Annotated in this window: 18 protein-coding genes; 10 read left to right on the top strand and 8 right to left on the bottom strand. The window is 66.7% G+C overall.

The genetic code is table 11. From position 1 onward, the window contains the following. Positions 1-41 precede the first annotated feature (41 nt). A complete protein-coding gene (locus BKA23_RS13520; RefSeq protein WP_145229305.1) occupies positions 42-3212 on the top strand; it encodes an AfsR/SARP family transcriptional regulator in 3171 nt (1056 codons plus the stop codon). On the opposite strand, the gene BKA23_RS13515 is transcribed toward BKA23_RS13520, so the two are convergent. The 4 genes from BKA23_RS13515 to BKA23_RS13500 all read right to left on the bottom strand — a co-directional run bounded on the left by BKA23_RS13515 (position 3194) and on the right by BKA23_RS13500 (position 8023). Then, positions 3194-4003 (bottom strand): ABC transporter permease, encoded by an 810-nt coding sequence (locus tag BKA23_RS13515; RefSeq protein ID WP_145229303.1) that lies wholly within the window; start codon positions 4001-4003, stop codon positions 3194-3196. The two genes, BKA23_RS13520 and BKA23_RS13515, sit on opposite strands and share 19 nt — an antisense overlap. Then, on the bottom strand, positions 4000-5019 hold the full coding sequence (locus BKA23_RS13510; protein WP_145229301.1) for an ATP-binding cassette domain-containing protein: 1020 nt from the start codon (positions 5017-5019) through the stop codon (positions 4000-4002). The genes BKA23_RS13515 and BKA23_RS13510 overlap by 4 nt, the downstream gene beginning before the upstream one ends. 251 nt (positions 5020-5270) lie before the next feature. Next, positions 5271-7508: a catalase/peroxidase HPI gene (gene katG, locus BKA23_RS13505; RefSeq protein WP_145229299.1), complete on the bottom strand. Its 2238-nt coding sequence runs from the start codon at positions 7506-7508 to the stop codon at positions 5271-5273. A 47-nt stretch (positions 7509-7555) separates the two neighbouring features. Then, positions 7556-8023, bottom strand: coding sequence for a Fur family transcriptional regulator (locus BKA23_RS13500; protein WP_145229297.1), 468 nt, complete (start codon positions 8021-8023; stop codon positions 7556-7558). Between the two features lie 340 nt (positions 8024-8363). On the opposite strand from BKA23_RS13500, the gene BKA23_RS13495 reads away from it, so the two are divergent. The 3 genes from BKA23_RS13495 (at position 8364) to BKA23_RS13485 (ending at position 13265) form a co-directional block, all read left to right on the top strand. Then, positions 8364-10541: an MMPL family transporter gene (locus BKA23_RS13495; protein ID WP_145229295.1), complete on the top strand. Its 2178-nt coding sequence runs from the start codon at positions 8364-8366 to the stop codon at positions 10539-10541. A gap of 309 nt (positions 10542-10850) precedes the next feature. Next, positions 10851-11768 (top strand): helix-turn-helix transcriptional regulator, encoded by a 918-nt coding sequence (locus BKA23_RS13490; protein ID WP_211841724.1) that lies wholly within the window; start codon positions 10851-10853, stop codon positions 11766-11768. Positions 11769-11819: 51 nt separating this feature from the next. Then, positions 11820-13265 (top strand): MFS transporter, encoded by a 1446-nt coding sequence (locus BKA23_RS13485; protein ID WP_145229293.1) that lies wholly within the window; start codon positions 11820-11822, stop codon positions 13263-13265. Positions 13266-13699: 434 nt separating this feature from the next. Here BKA23_RS13485 and BKA23_RS13480 read toward each other — a convergent pair whose 3' ends face one another. Beyond that, a complete protein-coding gene (locus BKA23_RS13480; RefSeq protein ID WP_145229291.1) occupies positions 13700-15088 on the bottom strand; it encodes a DUF5956 family protein in 1389 nt (462 codons plus the stop codon). 239 nt (positions 15089-15327) lie between these two features. Here BKA23_RS13480 and BKA23_RS13475 point away from each other — a divergent pair, with 239 nt between their 5' ends. Then, positions 15328-15837: a hypothetical protein gene (locus BKA23_RS13475; RefSeq protein ID WP_145229289.1), complete on the top strand. Its 510-nt coding sequence runs from the start codon at positions 15328-15330 to the stop codon at positions 15835-15837. A 6-nt stretch (positions 15838-15843) separates the two neighbouring features. Here BKA23_RS13475 and BKA23_RS13470 read toward each other — a convergent pair whose 3' ends face one another. Then, positions 15844-16767 carry an alpha/beta fold hydrolase gene (locus tag BKA23_RS13470; RefSeq protein WP_211841723.1) on the bottom strand — a complete coding sequence of 308 codons (924 nt, stop codon included), beginning with the start codon at positions 16765-16767 and terminating at the stop codon, positions 15844-15846. A gap of 80 nt (positions 16768-16847) precedes the next feature. Between BKA23_RS13470 and BKA23_RS13465 the strand changes: the two genes are divergently transcribed. The 3 genes from BKA23_RS13465 to BKA23_RS13455 all read left to right on the top strand — a co-directional run bounded on the left by BKA23_RS13465 (position 16848) and on the right by BKA23_RS13455 (position 19033). Then, positions 16848-17663 (top strand): LysR family transcriptional regulator, encoded by an 816-nt coding sequence (locus BKA23_RS13465; RefSeq protein WP_170226525.1) that lies wholly within the window; start codon positions 16848-16850, stop codon positions 17661-17663. Between the two features lie 282 nt (positions 17664-17945). Further along, positions 17946-18494: a chromate transporter gene (locus tag BKA23_RS13460; protein WP_145229285.1), complete on the top strand. Its 549-nt coding sequence runs from the start codon at positions 17946-17948 to the stop codon at positions 18492-18494. Next, positions 18491-19033 carry a chromate transporter gene (locus BKA23_RS13455; protein WP_145229284.1) on the top strand — a complete coding sequence of 181 codons (543 nt, stop codon included), beginning with the start codon at positions 18491-18493 and terminating at the stop codon, positions 19031-19033. Before BKA23_RS13460 ends, BKA23_RS13455 begins: the two co-directional genes overlap by 4 nt. A gap of 28 nt (positions 19034-19061) precedes the next feature. Here BKA23_RS13455 and BKA23_RS13450 read toward each other — a convergent pair whose 3' ends face one another. After that, positions 19062-19895, bottom strand: coding sequence for a LysR family transcriptional regulator (locus BKA23_RS13450; RefSeq protein ID WP_145229282.1), 834 nt, complete (start codon positions 19893-19895; stop codon positions 19062-19064). 24 nt (positions 19896-19919) lie between these two features. On the opposite strand from BKA23_RS13450, the gene BKA23_RS13445 reads away from it, so the two are divergent. Beyond that, complete coding sequence (locus tag BKA23_RS13445) at positions 19920-20246, top strand: YciI family protein (protein WP_211841722.1); 327 nt, start codon at positions 19920-19922, stop codon at positions 20244-20246. Between the two features lie 54 nt (positions 20247-20300). On the opposite strand, the gene BKA23_RS13440 is transcribed toward BKA23_RS13445, so the two are convergent. Then, positions 20301-20672, bottom strand: a complete 372-nt coding sequence (locus BKA23_RS13440; RefSeq protein WP_145229280.1) for a VOC family protein — start codon at positions 20670-20672, stop codon at positions 20301-20303. 73 nt (positions 20673-20745) lie between these two features. Between BKA23_RS13440 and BKA23_RS13435 the strand changes: the two genes are divergently transcribed. After that, positions 20746-21186 (top strand): MarR family winged helix-turn-helix transcriptional regulator, encoded by a 441-nt coding sequence (locus BKA23_RS13435; RefSeq protein ID WP_145229277.1) that lies wholly within the window; start codon positions 20746-20748, stop codon positions 21184-21186. Positions 21187-21366: the final 180 nt, after the last annotated feature.

Genomic DNA, 21366 nt, shown 5'->3' with positions numbered 1-21366 from the left:
AGTCGCGCGGTGACGTCTGTGCTCCGACCTATCATGCTCAGGTGGCTGCCGCACTGACCGTTCTGGAGTCAGTGTGCTGGCACGGCACTCCGCTCCCCGGCGACCGCAGCCACGCCCTGATTGCGGCGTTGGTGCTGGCCGAGGGCCGCACCGTCTCGCCCGAGGACCTCATTGCCGACGTATGGCGCGAGGCCTCGCCGGCTGATGCGCGCAAGGCCCTGCAGGTGCTGGTGTCGCGGGTGCGCAAGCAGAGCTCCGCACAGGTGGTCGAGCACACCGCAGGTGGCTACAGCCTCGGTCTGGCACGCACGGATGTCGATGCCCTGGCCACCCTGGACGCCTGCACCGCCATGAAAACCGCTGCACGACAAGGCGATTGGGCCACCGTGCACCGCCTCGCAGCCGACCTGCCCGCCGCCACCAGGCCGTCCGAGGTCGATGACGCGCTGGCCGAGATCCGTGACCGCGTCGCCGCCGCCGTCACCGACTGCCGGGCCTTGCACGGGCGTGCACTCAGCCGCCTTGGCCACCACCAACAGGCGGTCGAACTGTTGGCGCCGTTCGCCGAAGCGGCGCTGCCGGAGGACGACGTCCTGGTCGACTACCTGCGCAGCCTGGCCGCAGCGGGGCGCCTGGCTGACGCGGCCGAGCGATACGAGCGTCACCGTCATACGGTCGCCGAACGCACCGGTGGTGACCCGTCACCGGCACTGCAGCGACTGCACCGTGAACTGCTGGCCAGCGACGACCCGGTGCAGCAGGGCGTCCGCACCGACGGCACCAGCTTCATCGGGCGCGACGACGACCTGCAGGCGCTCACCGCGGCGGTCGCGACTCGGCAGGTGACGACGATCCTGGGGCCGGGTGGCCTGGGCAAGACCCGCATCGCGCACCTGGTCGCCGCGCGAGCCAGGCAACCTGTCGTGCACTTCATCGAGCTCGTCGGCGTCACCCAGGCCGACGACCTCGAGCCGACGGTGCTGGCCGCGATCGGTGCACGTGACAAGGTCTCCGACCGCCATCAGGTGACCGACCCGCGCGCTCGCATCGTCACCCAGTTAGCGGTGGCACCAACGCTTCTCGTGCTTGACAACTGTGAGCAGATCATCGAGGCGGTAGCCGCGCTGGTGGGTCCGCTCGTCGCCCAACTCCCCGATCTGGCCGTGCTGACCACCTCACGTATGCCGCTGGCGATCCACGCCGAACACCTCTACCCGCTCGCACAGTTGTCCGGGGAACAGGCGGTGCAGCTGTTCACCGATCGAGCGACCGCTGCCCGCCCCGGCATCACGCTGGATTCCGACACCGTCGCGCAGGTGTGCGACCGACTCGACGGCCTTCCGCTCGCCATCGAGTTGGCCGCTGCCCGCACGCGAGTGATGTCCGTCGCCGACATCCGCGACCGCCTCGACCAGCGATTTGCCTTGCTGCGCGGCAACATCCGCGATGCTCCGCAGCGCCATCAGACGCTGCACGCGGTCATCGACTGGTCGTGGCAGATGCTCGACCTGTCTGCGCAGCGGGCGTTGCGTGAATTGTCGGTCTTCCCAGACGGATTCGACCTCAGCGATGCGGAAGTGCTGCTGCGTCATACCTCACCAGATGCGGATGGCCTCACGGCGGTCGAGACGCTCCTGGATCACTCCCTCTTGCAAACCTATGAGTCCGACGGCGCCGGCCGGGTGCGCTATCGCATGCTCGAGACCGTCCGTGAGTTCGGCCGCGACCGTCTCGCCGAAGCGGGCGACACGGATGTCCTACGTGCGGCGCTTCGCCGGTGGGCGCAGGCCCTGTGCCGCGACCTGGCCGACCGAGTGCACGGCAGCACTCAGGTCGACGTCGTCGACAAGCTCTGGGATGAAGAAGTCAATCTCACTGCGGTGCTTGATGATTCGGTTGACTCTGGTGACATCGAGGCTGCGGTCGACATCTGCCGGATGCTGCTGTGGCTGTGGCAGGTCACCTCGCGCATCCCGATGGGTTTCGCCCGGCGCGAGGCGATGACCCGCATCGCCGTCGATCCGGTGGTCACCGATCCGCACTCCCTGGACAGCCAGCGAGTTCTGCTGGACTGGATCCAGATCATCAGCTCGTTCCTGAGTCGCACCACCGACCCGGCCGTCACCAACCGGTTGCGCGAACTCGGACCGGGCGACGACCCCGCGATCTCGGGCTCGCTGCGGGCTTCGGCCGCGATGGCGCTCACCGAGACAGCCGGCCAGCAAGCGGCTGAGGGGGCGCTGACCGACCTGGCCGCCGACGAGTCGCCGTGGGTGCGGCGCGCGGCGACCCGCTGGCTGGCCCACCTGTTCGAGAATGCCGGTCGCACCACCGAGGCCCTCTCCCTGCTCGATCGCGCCCTCGCCGAACTCGACCCGGATCTCGACGGTCCCTGGGCGACGGCCGAGCTGTATGGCGAGCGCTCCGGTCTGCTCGTGCAAAGCGGCCGCCGAGAGGAGGCCGCCCGTGATGCGGCGACGGCGATCAGCCCGATGCGCCGGCTGCATGCCGACTATGACGCGGCCATGGCGCTGCTGACCATCGCGCTCGGCCGTCTCGACGCCGGTGATGTGAGCGGCTCGGAACAGGTGCTGCAGCAGATCGACAACGAGTTGCTGCTGGCCTCGCAGGAGGCGCCGAACAACCGGGTCGTCGACCAGGCGCTCGCCGAGATCGCCGCCGCCAAGGGCGACCTGCCCAAAGCCCTTGAACTGCAACGACTCGCGCTCAGGCGGGTCCGCGGCATACACCTGGAAGGTTTCGCCACCGAAGACCATCGCAACCCGTGGCTCCTGGGCATCCTGGCAGCGAATCTGACGACCTATGCGTGGCACAGCCCGGACGACCCGGACGCCGCCGACCTGGCGCAGGAGTGCGCCGACCTGCTGCGGCTGGCTGTTGCGGACCTCCCGGCGCAACTGGACCTGCCGGCGCTGGGCGCCATCACCTTCGCGTTCGGTCTGTGGCTGCTCGCGCGCGACGACTCGGACGCGCTGACCGGTGCGACCCTGCTCGTGCTCGCCCACCGCGCGGGCTACAACCAGGCCTACCCGTCGATGGACTGGACTCGCGGCAGCGACTTTGCACAGCAACGCGCGCCCGGTGCGATGGACCGGGCGCGCGCGCAGCTCGAGCGGGAGTGGGACGACGGCAGCTGGATCGAGTCGTGGCAGAGCGCCCTCGACCAGCGCCTTCAGATCTTGCGGCGGTAGCTCACCAGCGACAGCGGCGCGAAGATCGCAATGACCGCGACACAACCGACGAGTGCCCAACCGACCTCCGCGGTGACCGCGCCCTGGTTCATCAGATCGCGCGCCGCCGAGACGATGTGCGACACCGGGTTGACCTTGACGAAGTCCTGCAGCCACGTCGGCATGGAGGTGGTCGGGACGTAGGCGTTCGACAAGAACGTCAACGGGAACATCACCATCATCGAGTAGCCCTGCACGGCGCGCGCAGACTTGGCGATCGTCCCCAACCAGGTGAACGCCCACGCCAGTGACCAGCCGGCGAAGATGAGCAGCAAGCCCGCGCCGACGACGCCGCCGACACCGCCGTGCGGTCGGTAGCCCATGACCAGGCCCATCAGGATGGTCAGCGTGACCGCGATCGTGTACCGCACCAGGTCGGCGACCATCGGCCCGGCCAGTGGCGCCAGCCGCGAGATCGGCAGTGACTTGAAGCGGTCGAAGACGCCCTTGTCCATGTCTTCGCGCAGCTGGGTGCCGGTCGCCATACACGCCGTCAGGACGGTCTGGGCCAGGATTCCCGGGATGATCAGCGGCAGGTATCTGTGCGTGCTGCCCGAGATCGCGCCCCCGAAGACGTAGGCGAACATCAGCGTGAACAGGATCGGCTGGAAGACCACGTCGAACAACTGCTCCGGGTTGCGTCGCATCTTGATCAGCGAGCGGCCGGCCATCGACAGGATCTGCGAGAACGTATGCCGCAGGCTGACGTGCCGGGACAGGTCGCGCGGGTCGGTCAGGGTGAGCGTGCTCATGCGGTGGCCTCCTGACCATCGGTGGTGTCGACGCCGTCGCCGGTCAGGGTCAGGAAGACCTCGTCGAGGGTGGGTTTCTGCACCGCGATCGACTCGATCGACAGGTGGGCGGTGCGCAGCGCGAGCAGCACGTCGGTGGCGCGGTCCGCCAGCGGCAGCGGCACGGTGATCCGGGAGCGCTCCGGCGACAGCGAGGGTTCCTCGCCGAGCACCTGGGCGATGACATCCGCCGCGCGAGCCAGGTCGCCCTCGTCGGCCAGTCCGACCTGCAGGGTCGCCGTGCCGATCTGCGTCTTCAACTCATCGGGCGTGCCCTCGGCGACCTTGTGGCCGTGGTCGATCACGGCAATGCGGTCGGCGAGCTGGTCGGCCTCATCGAGGTATTGCGTCGTGAGCAGCACCGTGCAGCCCCCGGCTACCAATTCGCGAATCGTCTGCCACATCTGGCCGCGGGTGCGTGGGTCCAGACCGGTCGTCGGCTCGTCCAGGAAGATCAGCGGCGGCCGGCTGATCAGACTGGCCGCCAGGTCGAGGCGTCGGCGCATGCCGCCGGAGAAGGTCGACAACGGCTTGCCTGCGGCATCCTGCAGACCGAAGCGCTCCAGCAGGTCGGTGGCGGTCTCGGCAGCGGCTTTGCGCGGCATGCCTTGCAACCGGGCGAACAACCGCAGGTTCTCGGTGCCGGTGAGCTCCTCGTCGACCGACGCGTATTGCCCGGTCAGACCGATCAGCTGGCGGATCACGTGCGGGTGCGCAGCGACGTCCTCGCCGAAGATGTGCGCGGTGCCGCCGTCGATCGGCAGCAGGGTTGCGAGCATGCGCAACAGGGTGGTCTTACCTGCGCCGTTGGGCCCGAGGATGCCGAAGACCTGACCCTTGGGAACGACGAGGTCGATGCGATCGACAGCCACGAAATCGCCGAATCGTTTTGTGATTGCTGAGGTTTCGACCGCAAAACCGGTGGGTGGGGTGTCCACGGCGGTCACCAGACCGATGGGAGCAGTAGTGGTGTTCATGCCTTCGAGTCTGCGCCCATCCGGTTTCACCGTGGCTACACCACGGTTTCACCGCGCACGTATGACGCAGCAGGGGCCCGGCCGGCTGACGCCGGCCGGGCCCCTGCTGAACATCTCGCCGGTGCGTGCGTGCGAGGTTGCTGAACAGTCGCTTCGCGCCTGACCAGCAACCTCGCACGCACCCGCCAATTTCTGACGCACCGCGCTACCGCGGCCACACCTCCATCAGGTGCAGCGTCGCAGGACGGCGACTACTTCTGGCGGTCGTAGCGGCCCAGCTCCATCACCTTGGCGAAGGCGGCGACGAAGTCACGCACGAACTTCTCCTGAGCGTCGTCGCTGGCGTACACCTCTGCCACGACACGCAATTCGGCATTCGAGCTGAACACGAGGTCCGCCCGGCTGCCGCGCCACTGGCGACCACCGGCGAAGCTGCCCTGGTAGTCGTCACTGCCATCGATCGCCGACCAGGTGGTGTCGAGGTCGAGCAGGTTGACGAAGTAGTCATTGCTCAGCGTGCCCACGCGGTCGGTGAAGACCCCCGTCTGCGAGCCTCCGCTGTTGGCGCCCAGCACGCGTAGACCGCCGACCAGCACGGTCATCTCGGGAGCGCTGAGGGTCAATTGGTTGGCGCGATCGACGAGCAGGTGCTCCGCGGGCAGCGTGTTGTCGCGACGCTCGTAGTTGCGGAAGCCGTCGGCGCGCGGTTCCAGGTATTCGAACGACTCGACGTCGGTCTGCTCGGCCGTCGCATCGGTGCGGCCGGGGGTGAACGGCACCTCGACGGTGACTCCCGCAGCGGCTGCACCGGCCTCGACGCCAACGCCTCCGGCGAGCACGATCAGGTCGGCGATCGAGATCTTCTTGCCGCCGGCGGCGGAAGCGTTGAACTCCTGCTGGATCGACTCCAGGTGGCGCAACACCTCGGCGAGATCGACCGGGTCGTTGGCCGCCCAGCCCTTCTGCGGCTCGAGGCGAACGCGCGCACCGTTGGTGCCGCCGCGCTTGTCGCCACCACGGAAGGTCGATGCCGAGGCCCAGGCCGCGGACACGAGTTTGGCTGTGCTCAGGCCGGTTTCGCGGATCTTGGCCTTGAGCGCGGCGACGTCGGCAGCATCGACCAGCGGGTGGTTGACGGCGGGCACCGGGTCCTGCCAGATCAGCTCTTCGGTCGGCACTTCCGGGCCGAGGTAACGCTCGATCGGTCCCATGTCGCGGTGGGTCAGCTTGAACCACGCACGAGCAAAGGCGTCTGCGAACTCGGCCGGGTTCTCATGGAAGCGACGCGAGATGCGCTCGTATGCCGGGTCGACACGCAGCGCGAGGTCGGTGGTCAGCATGGTCGGCGGGCGCAACAGCTCACCGGTCTCCGGGTCCGGCACGGTGCTGGCGCCGGCGCCGCCCTTGGGCTGCCACTGGTTCGCACCCGCCGGGCTCTTGGTGAGCTCCCACTCGAAACCGAAGAGGTTGTCGAAGAAGTTGTTGCTCCACTGCGTCGGGGTCTGGCTCCAGGTGACCTCGAGGCCACTGGTGATCGCGTCGCGACCCTTGCCGCTGCCGAAGCTGTTCTTCCAACCGAGGCCGGACTGGTCGATCGGCGCGGCCTCGGGCTCACGCCCGACATACTCGTCGGGGTTGGCGGCACCGTGCGTCTTGCCGAAGGTGTGACCACCCGCGATGAGTGCGACGGTCTCCTCGTCGTTCATGGCCATCCGCTTGAAGGTGTCGCGGATGTCGTATGCCGCTGCTGCCGGGTCCGGGTTGCCGTTGGGGCCTTCGGGGTTGACGTAGATCAGGCCCATCTGGACAGCCGCGAGCGGGTTCTCCAGATCACGTTTGCCGGTGTAGCGCTCGTCGCCGAGCCAGGTGGTTTCGGGGCCCCAGTAGACGTCGTCGTCCGGCTCCCAGGCGTCGACACGACCGCCGCCGAAGCCGAAGGTCTGCAGGCCCATGGTCTCCAGCGCCACGTTGCCGGTGAGCACGATCAGGTCCGCCCATGACAGCGCCTTGCCGTACTTCTTCTTGACCGGCCACAGCAGTCGGCGCGCCTTGTCCAGGTTGCCGTTGTCGGGCCAGCTGTTGAGCGGTGCGAAGCGCTGCTGACCGGTGCCGGCGCCGCCGCGACCGTCCTGGATCCGGTAGGTGCCGGCGCTGTGCCAGGCCATCCGGATCATCAGCGGGCCGTAGTGACCGAAGTCCGCCGGCCACCAGTCCTGGGAGGTGGTCAGCACCTGGGCGATGTCGCTCTTGACCTCGGCCAGGTCGAGCGCCTCGAAGGCTGCGGCGTAGTCGAAGTCGTCACCGAGCGGGTTCGCGACGGCGGGGTTCTTGGCCAGGATCTTCAGGTTGAGACGGTCCGGCCACCACTGCTGGTTGGCGTCGCCCTTGGTGGGCGGCACGAGTTCGTGCATGACGGGGCACTTGCCGGCCTCGTCGGCGGGGGAGTCGTCGTTCATTCCCTCGATCTTGGTGGTCTCGTCAGTGGACATACCGGTCCCTTCGTCTGTCGTTGCGTGGTTGTGGATGGTGTGGAAACTCAGGTGGTGCAATCCGGGCACAGACCCCAGTAGATGACCTCGGCCTCGTCGATCGCGAAGCCGTGGCTCTCGGCGGCGGTCAGGCAGGGCGCCTCGCCGACCGCGCAGTCGACGTCGACGACCACACCGCAGGTGCGGCATACCAGGTGGTGGTGGTTGTCGCCAGTGCGCAACTCGTAACGGGCGCTGGATCCGGCGGGCTCGATGCGTCGCACGATGCCGGTCTCGGCGAAGGTGTTGAGACAGTCGTAGACCGCTTGGCGGGACACCGACGGCAACACGGCGCGGACCCGCTCGTGGATCCGACCACCGTCGGCATGCGGAAGTTCTTCGACCGCGATCAGCACCTGGGTCCGCGGCCGCGTGACCCGCAACCCGGCCCGACGCAGCGTGTCCTCGAAGCGCGGGTGGCTTCGAAATCGCGGGCTGCCGTTGAACGGCGTCGCCGCCTCCGTCGACGTGGTCATGGGTGTCACCCTTTCGGGTATTTTGGACTGAGTCAAGTCTTTCTTACGTCTGGGGCCGCCCAGGCGGGCGCACTTTCTCGGTTGACCTGGCACTCGACGTCGTTGTCCGACACGCATAACGCCACCTTCCGCCAGCTCAACGCGAAGTGGCGACTCACCGACGCCGCACGCGATGGACCACCTTCCGCGATCTCCACCGGTGGGTCGATCCGCCGGGTGGATGACGCTGCGCACAGCTCCACCCGCGCTCCACCCACGGTCGGTCGTCGCGGCAGCCGTCCCCCGAAACGATGAAATCCGGTGCTGACAAAGGCTCCGACATCGACGAAGGGAATCGGTCATGGCAGCGTGGTTGAGCAGGATCGGCCGAGGCAGCAGCCGGCATCCGTGGCGGGTGATCGCCACGTGGGTGCTGGTGCTCGCCGGAGTGGTGGTGGCCGCAGGCGCACTGGGCAAGCCGATGACCGACACCTATTCGGTGAGCGGACTGTCGTCGATCTCGACGCTGAACAAGGTCAACGCCGAGTTCGGTGGCAGCAGCACCACCGGGGAGATCGTCTTCGCCGCACCCGAGGGTCAGCACCTCACCGCACAGGACGCCGCGACGATCGGACACCTGACGCACACCGTCGCGTCGTTCCACGGTGTGACCAGCGCGGCCGACCCGTTCACCACTTCGCCCAGGACCATCTCACCGGACGGACGCATCGGCTTCATCAGCGTCGGCCTGACCAACCAGGCGAACGTGTCGACCCAGGTCACCTCGGCAATCACATCCGCACAGACCTCCGACCCGCACCTGCGGATCGTGGCCAGCTCCGAACTCGTGCCCGTGCCGGATGGCGGCAACACCGAGGGCATCTCGCTGCTGGTGGGATTCGTGGTGCTCCTCATCACCTTCGGAGCGCTGTATGCCGCAGGCCTTCCGCTGCTCACCTCCGTGATCGGGCTCGGCGTCAGCCTCGAATCTGTCCATCTGGCAACGTCTTTGGTATCACTCAACTCGATCGCGACGGTCCTGGCGACACTGCTGGGTCTGGCCACGGGCATCGACTACTCGCTGTTCATCGTCAACCGGCATCGGCGACAGGTGAAGGACGGCATGGACGTCCGCGACTCCATCGCCCTCGCAACGGGCACCGCCGGATCCGCCGTGGTCTTCGCGGCCGCCACCGTGATCATCGCGCTGGCCGGACTCGCCGTGATCCGCATCCAGTTCCTCACCCAGATGGGACTGGCCGGTGCCTTCGCCGTCCTGGTTGCCATGCTCATGTCGCTGACGCTGACACCGGCGCTCTTGCGCCTGATCGGCCCTCGTGTGCTCAGCCGCCGCGCTCGTCGCCGGATGGCCGACCCCACCCGACCCACGAAGGCCGCGCCGGGTCGGATCGCCGCCCGCTGGGTCTCGCTCATGACCCGCCGACCGATGGCCGCGCTCGTCACGGCGGTGGTCGTCCTCGGCGCGATCGCCATACCGGCGCTGTCGATGCGGACCTCACTCACCAACGACGGGCAGTATGCCGCGTCAACCGCCGCCCGGCAGGCCTATGACCTGCGCGCAGAGGGATTCGGCGAGGGCATCAACGGTCCGCTGGAGGTGCTCGCCACGTATCCGTCGGCGGCCACCAGCGCCGATGCGACCGCCCTCACTCACCGGCTCAAGGGCATCGCCGACGTGGCCGAGGTCTTCGTGACCGGTGTCAAGGGCGACACCGTGCTCGCCACCGTGCTGCCGTCATCCGGGCCGAGCGACCAGGCGACCATCAACCTGGTCACAACGCTCCGATCCTCCACGACGACAGCCGATCTGCCTGGCGCGCCGCAGGTGGAGACCACCGGCAACACGGCCGTCGACATCGACATCTCCGCGAAGGTGATGGCTGCTTTCCCGATGTACCTGGGGCTGATCGTCGGATTGGCGTTCCTGTTGCTGATGGTGGTCTTCCGCTCGATCCTGGTGCCGCTGAAGGCAACCGCGGGATTCGTGCTCAGTCTGCTCGCGACGCTCGGCGGGGTCACCGCGATGGCTCAGTGGGGCTGGGGCGCCGGTCTGCTGCACCTGACCCCGTCACCGCTGCTGTGCTTCCTGCCGGTGATCGTCACGGGTGTGCTCTTCGGTCTCTCCATGGACTACGAGATGTTCCTCGTCTCGGGAATGCGCGAGCACGTGGCGCACGGAGTCGCGCCGCGTCAGGCCCTGACGCGGGGATTCGCGGCGGCGGCCGGCGTCGTCATCGCGGCCGGGGCGATCATGATCAGCGTCTTTGGCGGCGGCTCGTTCGGCAGTGACCCGACCACTCAGGTCATTGCCTTCGCGCTCGCGCTCGGCGTGATCCTCGACGTCTTCGTCGTGCGGATGGTCTTCGTCCCGGCGGTGCTCGCGCTGCTCGGTCGGCACGCCTGGTGGATGCCGCGGTGGCTGGACCGCATCCTGCCCGACCTCGACGTCGAAGGCACCAGCCTCACCCGGCCGAGCACGCAGCGAAGGAGCGGCGTCGAACTGACCCCGGTCTCCTGAGTGAGCCGCGTGCCGGCGTGACTCGGCCCCACCTCCGGTTGACCTGGCAGACGTTGTCGTTATCCGCGCGGGATGACGACACCGGCTGCCAGGTCGATTCGCGTGCGCCCAGATCGGGCATCGCGATCGACCGCCACCGTCTCCGCTCGCCGGCGGCGCGGGTGACGGCAGCCGTGTGACAGCCGCGCTCCTGACGGCCGTGCGGGTGACGGCCGCACGTGCCCGGCGGGTCAAGGATCTCGTCCCACGCGGAGTTGGTGCGTTCACCGACGCGCCGGCCTCGACTCTCCGCCGCCGAGCTGTCACCAAGTGTCGTTACCTACCGTCGATAGCGACAACTACTGCCAGCTCAGCGTCGCTGAGCGCGGGCTCGACGAGGCGAACCTCCGAGACTCGTCCACTATCGTCGGCGATATGGCAGCCTGCGATACGGAGGCAACGTTTGTCGCCTCGACCTGTGGTCCGCTGAGCCATGGCGACGTTGTCGCTGCCCACGCTCATGACTTCGGACACTTGGCCTACGCTGCGTCGGGGGCGCTTGTCACCTTCACGAAGGCCGGCACGTGGATGGCACCAGCGAGCCGAGTCACCTGGGTGCCGCCGCACTTCGAGCACAGCCGACGAGCTTACGGCGAGACGAACGTCGGCCTGCTGCAGGTCCCGTCGAGCCTGTACCCGCAGCTGCCGGAACAGCCATCAGTCTTTGCTGTGACCCCATTGCTGCGCGAGGCGTACCTCGCGCTGCTGAAAACCGAAGGGACGCAAGCCCGAGCGGCGAGGGTGACCCTGCTCTGGGCCGTTATGGCGGAAGAACTGGCCGCTGCCGCCGAGGAGCCTCTGCGTCTGCCGGAGCCGAGCGACGACCGACTGAAGGCAGTCACGGACCTCTTGCATGAAGAACCTGGAAATCCGGCGACGCTTGCAGAGCTCGGCCACGCCACGGGCGTCAGCGCCCGGACCCTCAGCAGGCTGTTCAGCAACGAGCTCAGAATGAGCTTCTATCAATGGCGCACCCTGCTACGCATCCAGCGCGCTTTGATCGATCTCAGCGACGGCAAATCGGTAACCGAGATCTCGGTTCGTCTCGGATGGGCAAATCCCACCAGCTTCATCAGCGCCTTCACCACGCTCGTCGGACAGACACCGGGCCGCTATCAGCAGGCGATCGCCGACCCGGAGACGGCCGATCCGTCAGACGTTCGGAGCCCTGGCGGCGCATTGGCATAATCCGACGCGCAACCAGTAGCGCGCCATTACATCGAGAATCATGCTCGATCTATGACCTCAACGATGAAAGCCGGCGAAACCCTGCAGGGGCCGCCGTCGAACACCCCGCCCGCCCATTCCAGACTCATTCTAGGATCGCTGCTTCTGGGAGCCCTTGCCTACGGAGTACTGGCGTCGGTTCTCGTCCCCGCACTGCCGTTCTTCGAATCCACGCTGCACACCACCGAGTCCGGCGTGACCTGGCTGCTGACGGCCTTCTTTCTTTCCGGTGCCGGCTCGACGGCCCTTCTCGGCCGACTCGGCGACATGTACGGCAAACGCCGCATCCTGCTGATCACGCTGGCCATCCTGGCCGTCGGAATTCTGATCTCGGCCGTCTCCAGCTCGCTGGCGCTCGAGATCGTCGGCCGAGCGCTGCAGGGAGCAGCGGGCGGACTGTTTCCGCTTGCGTTCGGAATCGTCCGCGACGAGCTACCCCAGGAGCGGGTTCCGGGCGGCATTGCCGCCTTGACGGGCACCATCAGCGTCGGCAGCGCTGGAGTCCTCCTCCCGGGGCTGCTCATCCCGCACGCCAGCTGGCACTGGCTGTTCTGGATCCCACTGATCCTCACCCTGTTTGCCCTGCTCGGCACGTGGCTCTACGTCAGAGAGTCTCAGGTGAGGACCGGGGGCACGATCAACTGGGCCAATGCCGCCTTGATGATGATTGCAATTACAGCGGTCGTGTTCGGAATCAGCGAAGGTAACCAATGGGGGTGGTCATCCGCCAAGACACTGGGACTCCTCGTCGGTGGATCGGTCGTGGGCGTCATCTGGGTGATCGCGGAGCTGCAGAGCAAGAACCCTGTCATCAACATGAGCCTCACGCGGCAGCGTGCCGTCTGGACCACCAACGTCTTCGCCCTGATGGCAGGCGCCGGCATGTACGGCGCTTTCGCCGCCTACCCGGTCTTCGCCCAATTGCCGGCATCAACCGGATTTTCCTATGGCGCCTCCCTGATGGAGATCGGCTTGTACCTGCTGCCACTGGTGGTCGCCATGGGCATCGGGAGCTCGCTGGCGCGGCATGCCGCCAAGGCGTTCAGTCCGCGCCACGCTCTCGTCGGTGGCTCGGCTTTGGCCGGTGTGGGATTCGGGTTCATGGCGCTGTGGAACAGCCACCCTTACGACATGATGATCAGCCTCACCTTGGCCGGAGCCGGATTCGGCGTCGTCTTGGCGACCCTGTTCACCGTCGTCGTCCACTCCGTTCCCGGCCGAAACGTCGGCGAGGTGAGCGGGATGAACAGCGTGATCCGCTTCGTAGGCGGTGCCGCGGGAACCCAGGTGGTTGCCACCCTCATCTCAAGCAGCGTCACCAACGGCATGCCGACGCTCCACGGCTTTGTCGTTTCCTTCGTCGCCCTCGCCGTGTTCATGGCTGTTGGCGTCGCAGCGGCTGTCCTGGTCCCATCCGGCCCCTCCGCGGGCAGCGTTTCGGGCCGGACCAGTGGATGAACAGGCCCAGCAGCGGCAGCGACCGTCGTCGACCTGGCACCAGTTGTCGTAATACGACGCTGATGACGACCCTGGGGATGATTCAAAAGGGTGTTGCCGGTGTGGCGGCTGTGATCTGAGGATGAGGGTGTCCAGAGTCGGCGCTGATCCGGAAACTCGCGAGCACGATGGCGTGGCTGATCACCGAACTTGGCTCACGCACCAGGTCGTCGATGACGACGTGTGGGTGGTGGACTCCACCCGATCGAATGCGGCAGGTCCCGGGAAACCGCGCAGCGCTCCGACCTGGCGGGTTGCTGCGCCAGCGCCCTCCGCCGCTTACCTGTCACCAACCGCCGTTATCGGACCCATAGCGACCACATCTGCCAGGTCACCGCGATACGCTGCGGCCGCCCTCGTCCATCCGCCCGGACCACGACTTTCGCTGATCCACATCAATCGGAGTTGATCCACGGGTCCGGGTCACCTCGCCGGCGACGGGCGTTACGGCCACGAGTGCCCGGCGGGTCGGCGATCTCGTCCCAGCTCGAGTTCATCCGTTCGCCAGTTCTGGGATCCACGAATCCCGCCACATATCCTCCCTCCTCAACGAACTGCGGCGGGAACCGTCGCCCGCGAGGCACATCGCCGGGTTGCCAACCGTGGGCGCGCCAGAGCCGAGCCTGGTATGGCGACAGAGCCGCGCCCGCCCACGCCCCAGCCTCAGCCGCCGAGAAGCCGTAGTAAATCCACTCGCTGCGACGCCTCCGGCGCCGACCAGCATCGAGATCCGCATCAACTTCGAGAGTGTCGAACGCCCGGGCCTCCTCCGGAGTGAGATCGGGATCCGACCGCAACAGCTCGTAGGTGTCGGCCTCGTCGAAGCCCGCCTCGCGCCACAGCAGCGCCTTCTCGACACCGGCGTATTCGAGACGGTCCGCGGCATACAGGTCGAACCCCCCGTCGACGAAGGCCTTGAGTTCGTCGAAATTCCGCCGCATGAATCGCCGCGGCTCAGGCGGTGGATTTCCCGGCAGGCCGAGGTCGTTCCAACGACGGATCGCCTCGAGTGTCGCATCGTCATACATGCCGTGCAGTGCAGTGAGCCAGGCGAGCAGAGTCGCCTCGTCAAGCCCCGTGCGATTCTGCGCATCACTGAGAGTGGTTGGTGTCAAGAGCAATTCGACGACTGTACTTGTGTCCTCACCGGTGCGGCCGCTCGCCGTCCAAGCATCCAGCAGCGCACGTATGTCGGGTGGGCACTCGCGCAACGCGCGCTCCTCGTTCCACCTCAGCACCTCCGTAGCAGCACGGTAGAACTCGCCGATCTGATCCTCCGGATTCGCCTGATCGACGACGCACCAGACGATCGAGTAAATGACCTCGACAGGTATCCGTGGCCACGGCGAGCGGACCAACCAGATCCGGCCGCGGGGCGGACCCGGCAGACCCGCATCGTGGGCCGCGGCTTTCGCCGACTCCTCGGGCCCGTCGTCGCCCAGCCGATCGTCCGGCGCCACGAAGATCCGGCCCTCGTACTCGCCGGTGGTGCCCGATATCCACACCGTCGGCAGCCGATCGGGCACCCAGGTGCGATGCTCCGGTGGCCACGCGGCGGGCAGCAGGCAGTACAGCGGCGCACTGCTGAGTGGTCGCCAGCCGTCGCGCATCAGCGCCCGCACCTCGGGGAGTTCCTCGGGCTGGGGGAATCCTTGGGCATACGGGTCGACACGCGTCAGCGGCACTCCCGTCGCCTGCACCTGCGCCAACCGCACGAGTCGCTCGGGCAACTCGCCGATCTCGACGTCAGCCGCCGGTTGGTCACGCCCCCATGGATCCCCCATCGCGCCAGTATGGCGCCGCGCGTCAGTGGACAGCCGGATACGCGGCGCTCGCCCCGCTGACCTGTCATCAACCGCCGTTATCCGACGCGTATAACGACATCTACTGCCAGGTCATGTCTGGCGACGCGACCGGACCTCCCCGCAACACCTTGCGCGTTGCAGCGATCCGCGAGTATGACGTTGCTCGACGCGATCGTCGTCATCCCGGGCCAACCGGCCCATCGCGAAGGAGCACGTCCGTGAAATTCGCCGAAGATCCCGTCGACCGGTTCAAGCGGCTGACCGTTCCGCCCGCTTCCTCCAGCGCACTGTCGCCCGATGCCCTGCAACGGGTGATGACCGAAAACGACTCGGACGAAACCAAACTCGTCGATCACGTCGCCTTGAACAGTCCACTCACCGTCGCGCAAGCGAAATCCGTCGTCGGGACGGCTCTGCGAAGCGAAAGCACGCCGGAGGCCACGGCGAAGGCGATCAGCAGCGCGGTGTCGGCCGCAGCCATCAGCGGCGGCGCCGAACTGAGCGACCCGGTCATGCTCGATCCGCCGGTCCGTCTGGCATTCGCGATCGCCTTCTGCATCGTCATCGCCGGCTGCATCTTCTGCCTCGACGACCTGGGCAGGCGCTCCGGAACACCCAGCGCGGCATTGATCGGACTGACCGTCGTCGCCGGACTCGCCGGCCTGGGCGTGCTGGTCCTGGTCATGGGCTACAAAAACGTCAAGATCACCGGCAAGTCCGGCAGCTGACCACGATCAACCCCGGGATCCGGTGAGAAAAGGCACGAGCTCGCGGCATACGGCCTCGGGTGCAGTCCGCTGCGGAAAGTGCCCGGCACCGGGCAGTATGACGCGGCGGTACCCACCGGAGAACAGGTCGTCCCGGCCGGCTGAGGTGGTCGGCGCGTTGCAGGGGTCGTCCGCGCCGTGCAGCACCAACGTCGGCACCGCGATCGCGCTCGCCCGCTGGACGGCATCCTCCAGCTCCGCATACGCGGGATCAAAAGGCGCCAAACCCCAGCGCGATCGATACGAATGCAGCGTCACGTCGGCCCAGTCCGGATTGTCGAACGAAGCCTTGGTGACCTCGAAGTCTGCGTGCAGCACTGTGTCGTCGGCCTCAGGATTCCAGATCCGCCAGATGTACCCGGTCAACTCCTCGCGGTGTTCACGCACCAGATCGGCTCCGCGGGGAAGTCCGAAAAGCCAGTGATACCAATAGTTCTGGGCTTGCTCCAGACTCAGCTTCTGATCCGGAGAATTCGTACCCCACCCGACCGACAACGCCACGCATGCGCGCACCCGCTCCGGCCACACGGCAGCCGAGATGTATGCCGCCCGCGCGCCCCAGTCGTGCCCCACCACCATGAACTCGTCGATGCCGAGGCCGTCCATCAGGTCGCGGACGTCGGCAGCGAGCGCCGTCAGCTGACCGGACCGCATCGTGTCGTCGTGCAGGAATCGGGTCGGCCCGAAACCCCGCAGGTAGGGCACCACCACATGCATTCCAGCCTCGACGAGTGCGGGCACGACTGCGTCCCAGGTGTGCACGTCATCGGGCCAGCCATGCAACAGGACCACGGTCGGTGACCCGCGATCGCCGTACTCCTCGAACACGATCCGCAGGACGGATCCCGTCACAGAACCGGTGTCGTGGCGTCCACGCACATCGTCGATCACCCGGACCAGCCTACGGAGACCGCCCGTCGATCGATATCGGATTCATCGATGGGCAGGCATCTATCAATACGATGGATGACATGGATCTCAAAGGCTTGACCGCGTTTCGCATCGTCGCGCAGACCGGTTCGATCTCCGGAGCCGCCGGCCGGCTCGGCATGACCCAATCGGCGTTGTCCACACGCCTGGCGGGCCTCGAAAAATCCTTGGGCGTAACGCTTTTCGAGCGCCTTTCCCGCGGTGTGCAACTCACCGATGCCGGAGCACGACTGCTGCCCTTCGCGGCTCAGATCAACGACCTCGCCGAGCAAGCAGTGGCCGCGACGACCGAAGCCGCCGAGCCGGAGTCGTTGCGCCTCGGCGCGATCGAAATCGTCGCTGCCACGTCGCTGGCCCCGTTGCTCGCCCACCTCGGAAGCGCCATGCCGGCCACCGGCATACGACTCAGCACAGGCACGTCCGCCGAACTCATCTCGGCGCTGCGGTCCGACGAGCTCGACGTCGCGATCGTCGCCGACAACGGCGATCTCACCGACCTGCAGTTGCTGCGCCTGGACCGCCTGCCACTCGTCCTCGCCCGAGCGCGCATCCGTCGGCCGGTGACCCAACTTTTCGGATTCGGTGACGGCTGCGTCTGCGCCGACAGATTGCGCAGCATCGCCGAACAACGCGGCTGGTCAGCCACTTTCACCGAGTTGAACTCCGTCGACGCGATCATCGGTGCCGTGCGGGCAGGCCTGGGGGCAACCGTCCTGCCTCGAGCGACCGTGCAAGGCCACGATCTCGACGTGGACGGCATCCCACCCCTTCCGATCGTCCTCGCGCACCGGCCCCGGCACGTGCACGCGGCGCGCAGCCTCAAGGCCGCGTACGTGTCGGGTGCCGATCACCCCTGAACCGCGGCAGCACGTCGGTCACCTCGATCGCCCGAACGTCCGCGTTGTATGCCATCGTGAACCCAGCAGCGACGCGTCTCGTCGAGTTCGCGGCGGTGTGGCGGACGATGACGACGGCAGGCTGATTGACCACCAACGCGAGTTCAGACCCCAGCGTCTCAGCTCCGCGTTGTATGCCGCGGGCCGTCACCCCATGCGGCCGCACCCGGGTCGTTTTGAAAACTATCTTGATATCGAGATATTATTATCTTGACGTGAAGATATGTGGGTGGAGGGACTGACATGACGAACGAGGTGGAGACCCCGACCAAAGGGCAGTTGTTCACTGGCTTCCTGGTACTGGGCGCGACTGGATTCGGTGGCGTACTCCCACTGAGCCGCCGGATGATCGTCGAGCGCAGAGGCTGGCTCGATGCCGCAGAATTCGCCCAGCTGTTGGCGCTGTGCCAATTCCTGCCGGGCGGCAACGTCGTCAATCTGTCGGTCGTCATCGGTCGCCGGTTCCACGGTCGTGCCGGTGCAGTGTGTGCCGCCGGTGGGCTGCTGGCGGTGCCGACGCTGTTGGTGATCATGGCGTGGACGGTGTATTCAGCATTCGACACGCAGCCGCTGGTTCATGCGGCGATGTGGGGATTGGCAGCGGGAGCCTCCGGTCTGGTCGGTGGAGTCGCCGTCCGGCTGCTGCTGGCATTGCGTGCGAAGCCGCAAGCAGCCGTGGTCGCCCTGGCAGTGCTCGCCGCCATCTGGCTGCTGGGCATTTCGTTGCCGATCGTGCTGGTCGCAGGCACCGCGGTCGCCCTGCTAATGGTGCGACCGGAGCAGTCGCGATGAGAGAGCTGATCTGGCTCGTGCTGGCCTTCGGTGAACTGTCGGTGCTGTCGTTCGGCGGCGGCAACGCCGTGCTGCCGCAGATGCACACGCTGGTGGTGCATCAGTTCCACTGGGTCACCAATGCGCAGTTCTCCCAGATGTTCGCTCTCTCGCAGGCCGCCCCGGGACCGAACCTGATGATCGTCCCGCTCATCGGGTGGCATGTTGCCGGTGTCGCGGGCGTCGTGGCTGTGAGCATCGGCAAGTTCGTGCCGTCCTCGACGCTCGCCTATTTCGTCGCCGGCCGCTGGGATCGCTTCGCGGACCGCCCTTGGCGAAAGCGCCTGCAAACGGCCATCGTCCCGGTCAGCGCCGGTCTCGTGGCGGGCGGCGCGGCAGTGATCATCCAGACCACGGACATCAGATGGCTGCTGCTGGTGATGAGTGGTGCAGTCGCGGGCCTGAGCTTCGTGCGCCGTCTGCATCCGCTGGTCCTGCTGGCCGGGTGCGCGATCGCCGGGATGGCACTGTCCACGACAGGCTTGATACCGACGCACTGACCGGATTCGGGCTGACCGGATTCGGTTGCTAGCGACGTGCCACCGGCTTCCGACCGATGAGCAGGTAGCGCTCGATCGGCGGCTCCGTCAACGGTATCCAGGTGATCGCCGGTCCGGTGGAGTCCGGCCGAGGCCGAAGAGCGACAAGATCCGAGGAGCGCGCGAGCGCATCATCCACCAGTCCGCTGCCCGCAGGATCCATGACGTACAACAGCGGATCCCAACCCCGCTCGCGGCATACACCGAGGAGCCATTGGGCGAACTCGGGCGCTCGCTGTTCGTCGAACCACAGCAGCCGCTGGTCGCGAAGGTGGACCCAGTCCAGTTCCTGGCGGGTCGCGAGCGGATGCTCTGCGGATGCGACGACGCCGAGCGGTGCGTCATACACCTCGAGCACCTCACAATCCGCTGCAAGGCGAGGGAGGGGATGCCGCACCAGAGCCGCCTCCACGTCGCCACGGGCAAGGGCACGCGCCGCGCGAGCACTGTCGATGCGAACGAACTGCACGCCGTCACCGAATCGGTCGAGCAGCAGACCGAGGACTCGTCCTTCTGTTCCTCGGGGCACACTCACACGCGACACGGGACGTTGGCCTGCTTTGTCACTGCACAAGCCGGCCATGAACGTGCGAGCCACGGCGGCGATCTGTTCGCCGTCGTGGGTGGGCGTCATACCAGCGGGATGCCGGTGGAAGAGGCGCATCCCCAGACGTCGTTCGAGGCGTCCGATCTGCTGGCTCAGACTTGGTTGCGCGATTCGGAGCCGGTCAGCCGCCGCCCGCACCGAGCCTTCTTCGACGACCGCGAGGAAGTAACGCAGGTGCAGGACCGAGATCTGGTCGACGGCATCGGTCTGACCCATAGGACAGAACCTATAGGACCGTGGGTGATCTGGTCCTTCTCGGCCCAGCGTCTCGTCCGTAGCGTCGAGGTCATGTTCGTCATCCTCATCGACTACACGGCATCCCTTGATCGGATCGACGCAGCGCTGCCCGACCACAACGCCTGGCTCGACGAGCAATACGCAGCAAGGGTCTTCGTGGCCTCCGGCCCTAAGACGCCTCGCACCGGTGGGGTGATTCTCACTGGGGACCATCCCGCGGAGGTCATCCGTGCCATCGTCGCGCGCGACCCGTTCGCAACGGCCGGACTCGCTTCTCACACCGTCGTCGAGTTCCAGCCGATCCGTCGTGCCCCACTGTCCGATCTCTAGGAGCAATCCGGTCCCGTCACCGAGAACGTCACGACGAGCCAGGTCACAGCGGTGTTACGCCTTGGAGTGGACCGTGACGACGTAACCGTCCGGGTCACGGAAGGAGAACTGCACTCCGAACGGACCCTCCGTCGGCTCAGCCACGATCGCTACTCCCAGCTCTGTCAGCCGCGCGTGCAGCCCGGTCGCGTCCTCGTTGTGAAACCACACGCCGACGCCCGCGCCGAGTTGGCTGATCGCGTCAAGATCCACACCGGGGAGCGGTTCGCGAACCGCGAACGCCACGCCGCCGGCGGAGAACACCGCCGCGGCCGGGTTCGGGGCAGGGAGTCGCGTGAGCCCGATCGTTTCCTCGTAGAACCGTGCGGACGTTTTCACATTGCGCACCTGGAACGAAACAAAGTCGGGTCCAGTCGTAGCAGTCATCGAATTACTCCGGTCATGTGATGGTTGAGTGTCAATAATTTGACACTCAACCATTGTCTGTCAAGCTGTTGACATGAACGACAGGTCGCTGAATCCGCAGGAGGAGTTGGGTGTACTGATCAAGGCCACCCAGTCGATCCTGCATCAGCGCATGGACGAAGCGCTGCGTCCTCTCGGTTTGAGCGTGCCGCAATACGCCTGTCTCCAAGCCCTCCATGACACCCCCGGCATCACCGGGTCCGAACTTGCGCGCCGCGCCTTCGTCTCACGCCAGGCCATGAACGTGCTTCTCCAAGGGCTTGAACGGCGCGGACTCGTCGAACGCTCCGACGACCCTGGCCCCCGACGCGAGCGGGCCACATCCCTCAGCACGACCGCCGCGGCGCTGGTCGGTCAGGCACGCGGCGAGGTTGCCGCAGTCGTGTCGACGATGACCAGTGACCTCACCGGCCGTGATCTCACCCGGCTCCTGGCGCTGCTTGCCACCTGCCGCGACTCGCTTCTTGAGGTATGACGACGGCAAGGCCACCCGCGGTGCCCTGAATCATTCCGCGGAACCACGACTGTTCGCTGGCACCGGCCGGCGATCAGCGGCATACAAAAAGCGTCCTACCCGCATCCCCGTCAATGATGACAACGGGTAGGAGTAGGACGCTTGCAGTGGACCTACGTAGAGAGTTCTCAAACTCTTGGC

Source organism: Rudaeicoccus suwonensis (genome assembly GCF_007829035.1).
In the GTDB taxonomy this organism is placed as follows: Bacteria; Actinomycetota; Actinomycetes; order Actinomycetales; family Dermatophilaceae; genus Rudaeicoccus; species Rudaeicoccus suwonensis.
This window is presented reverse-complemented; position numbering and strand designations above follow the sequence as displayed.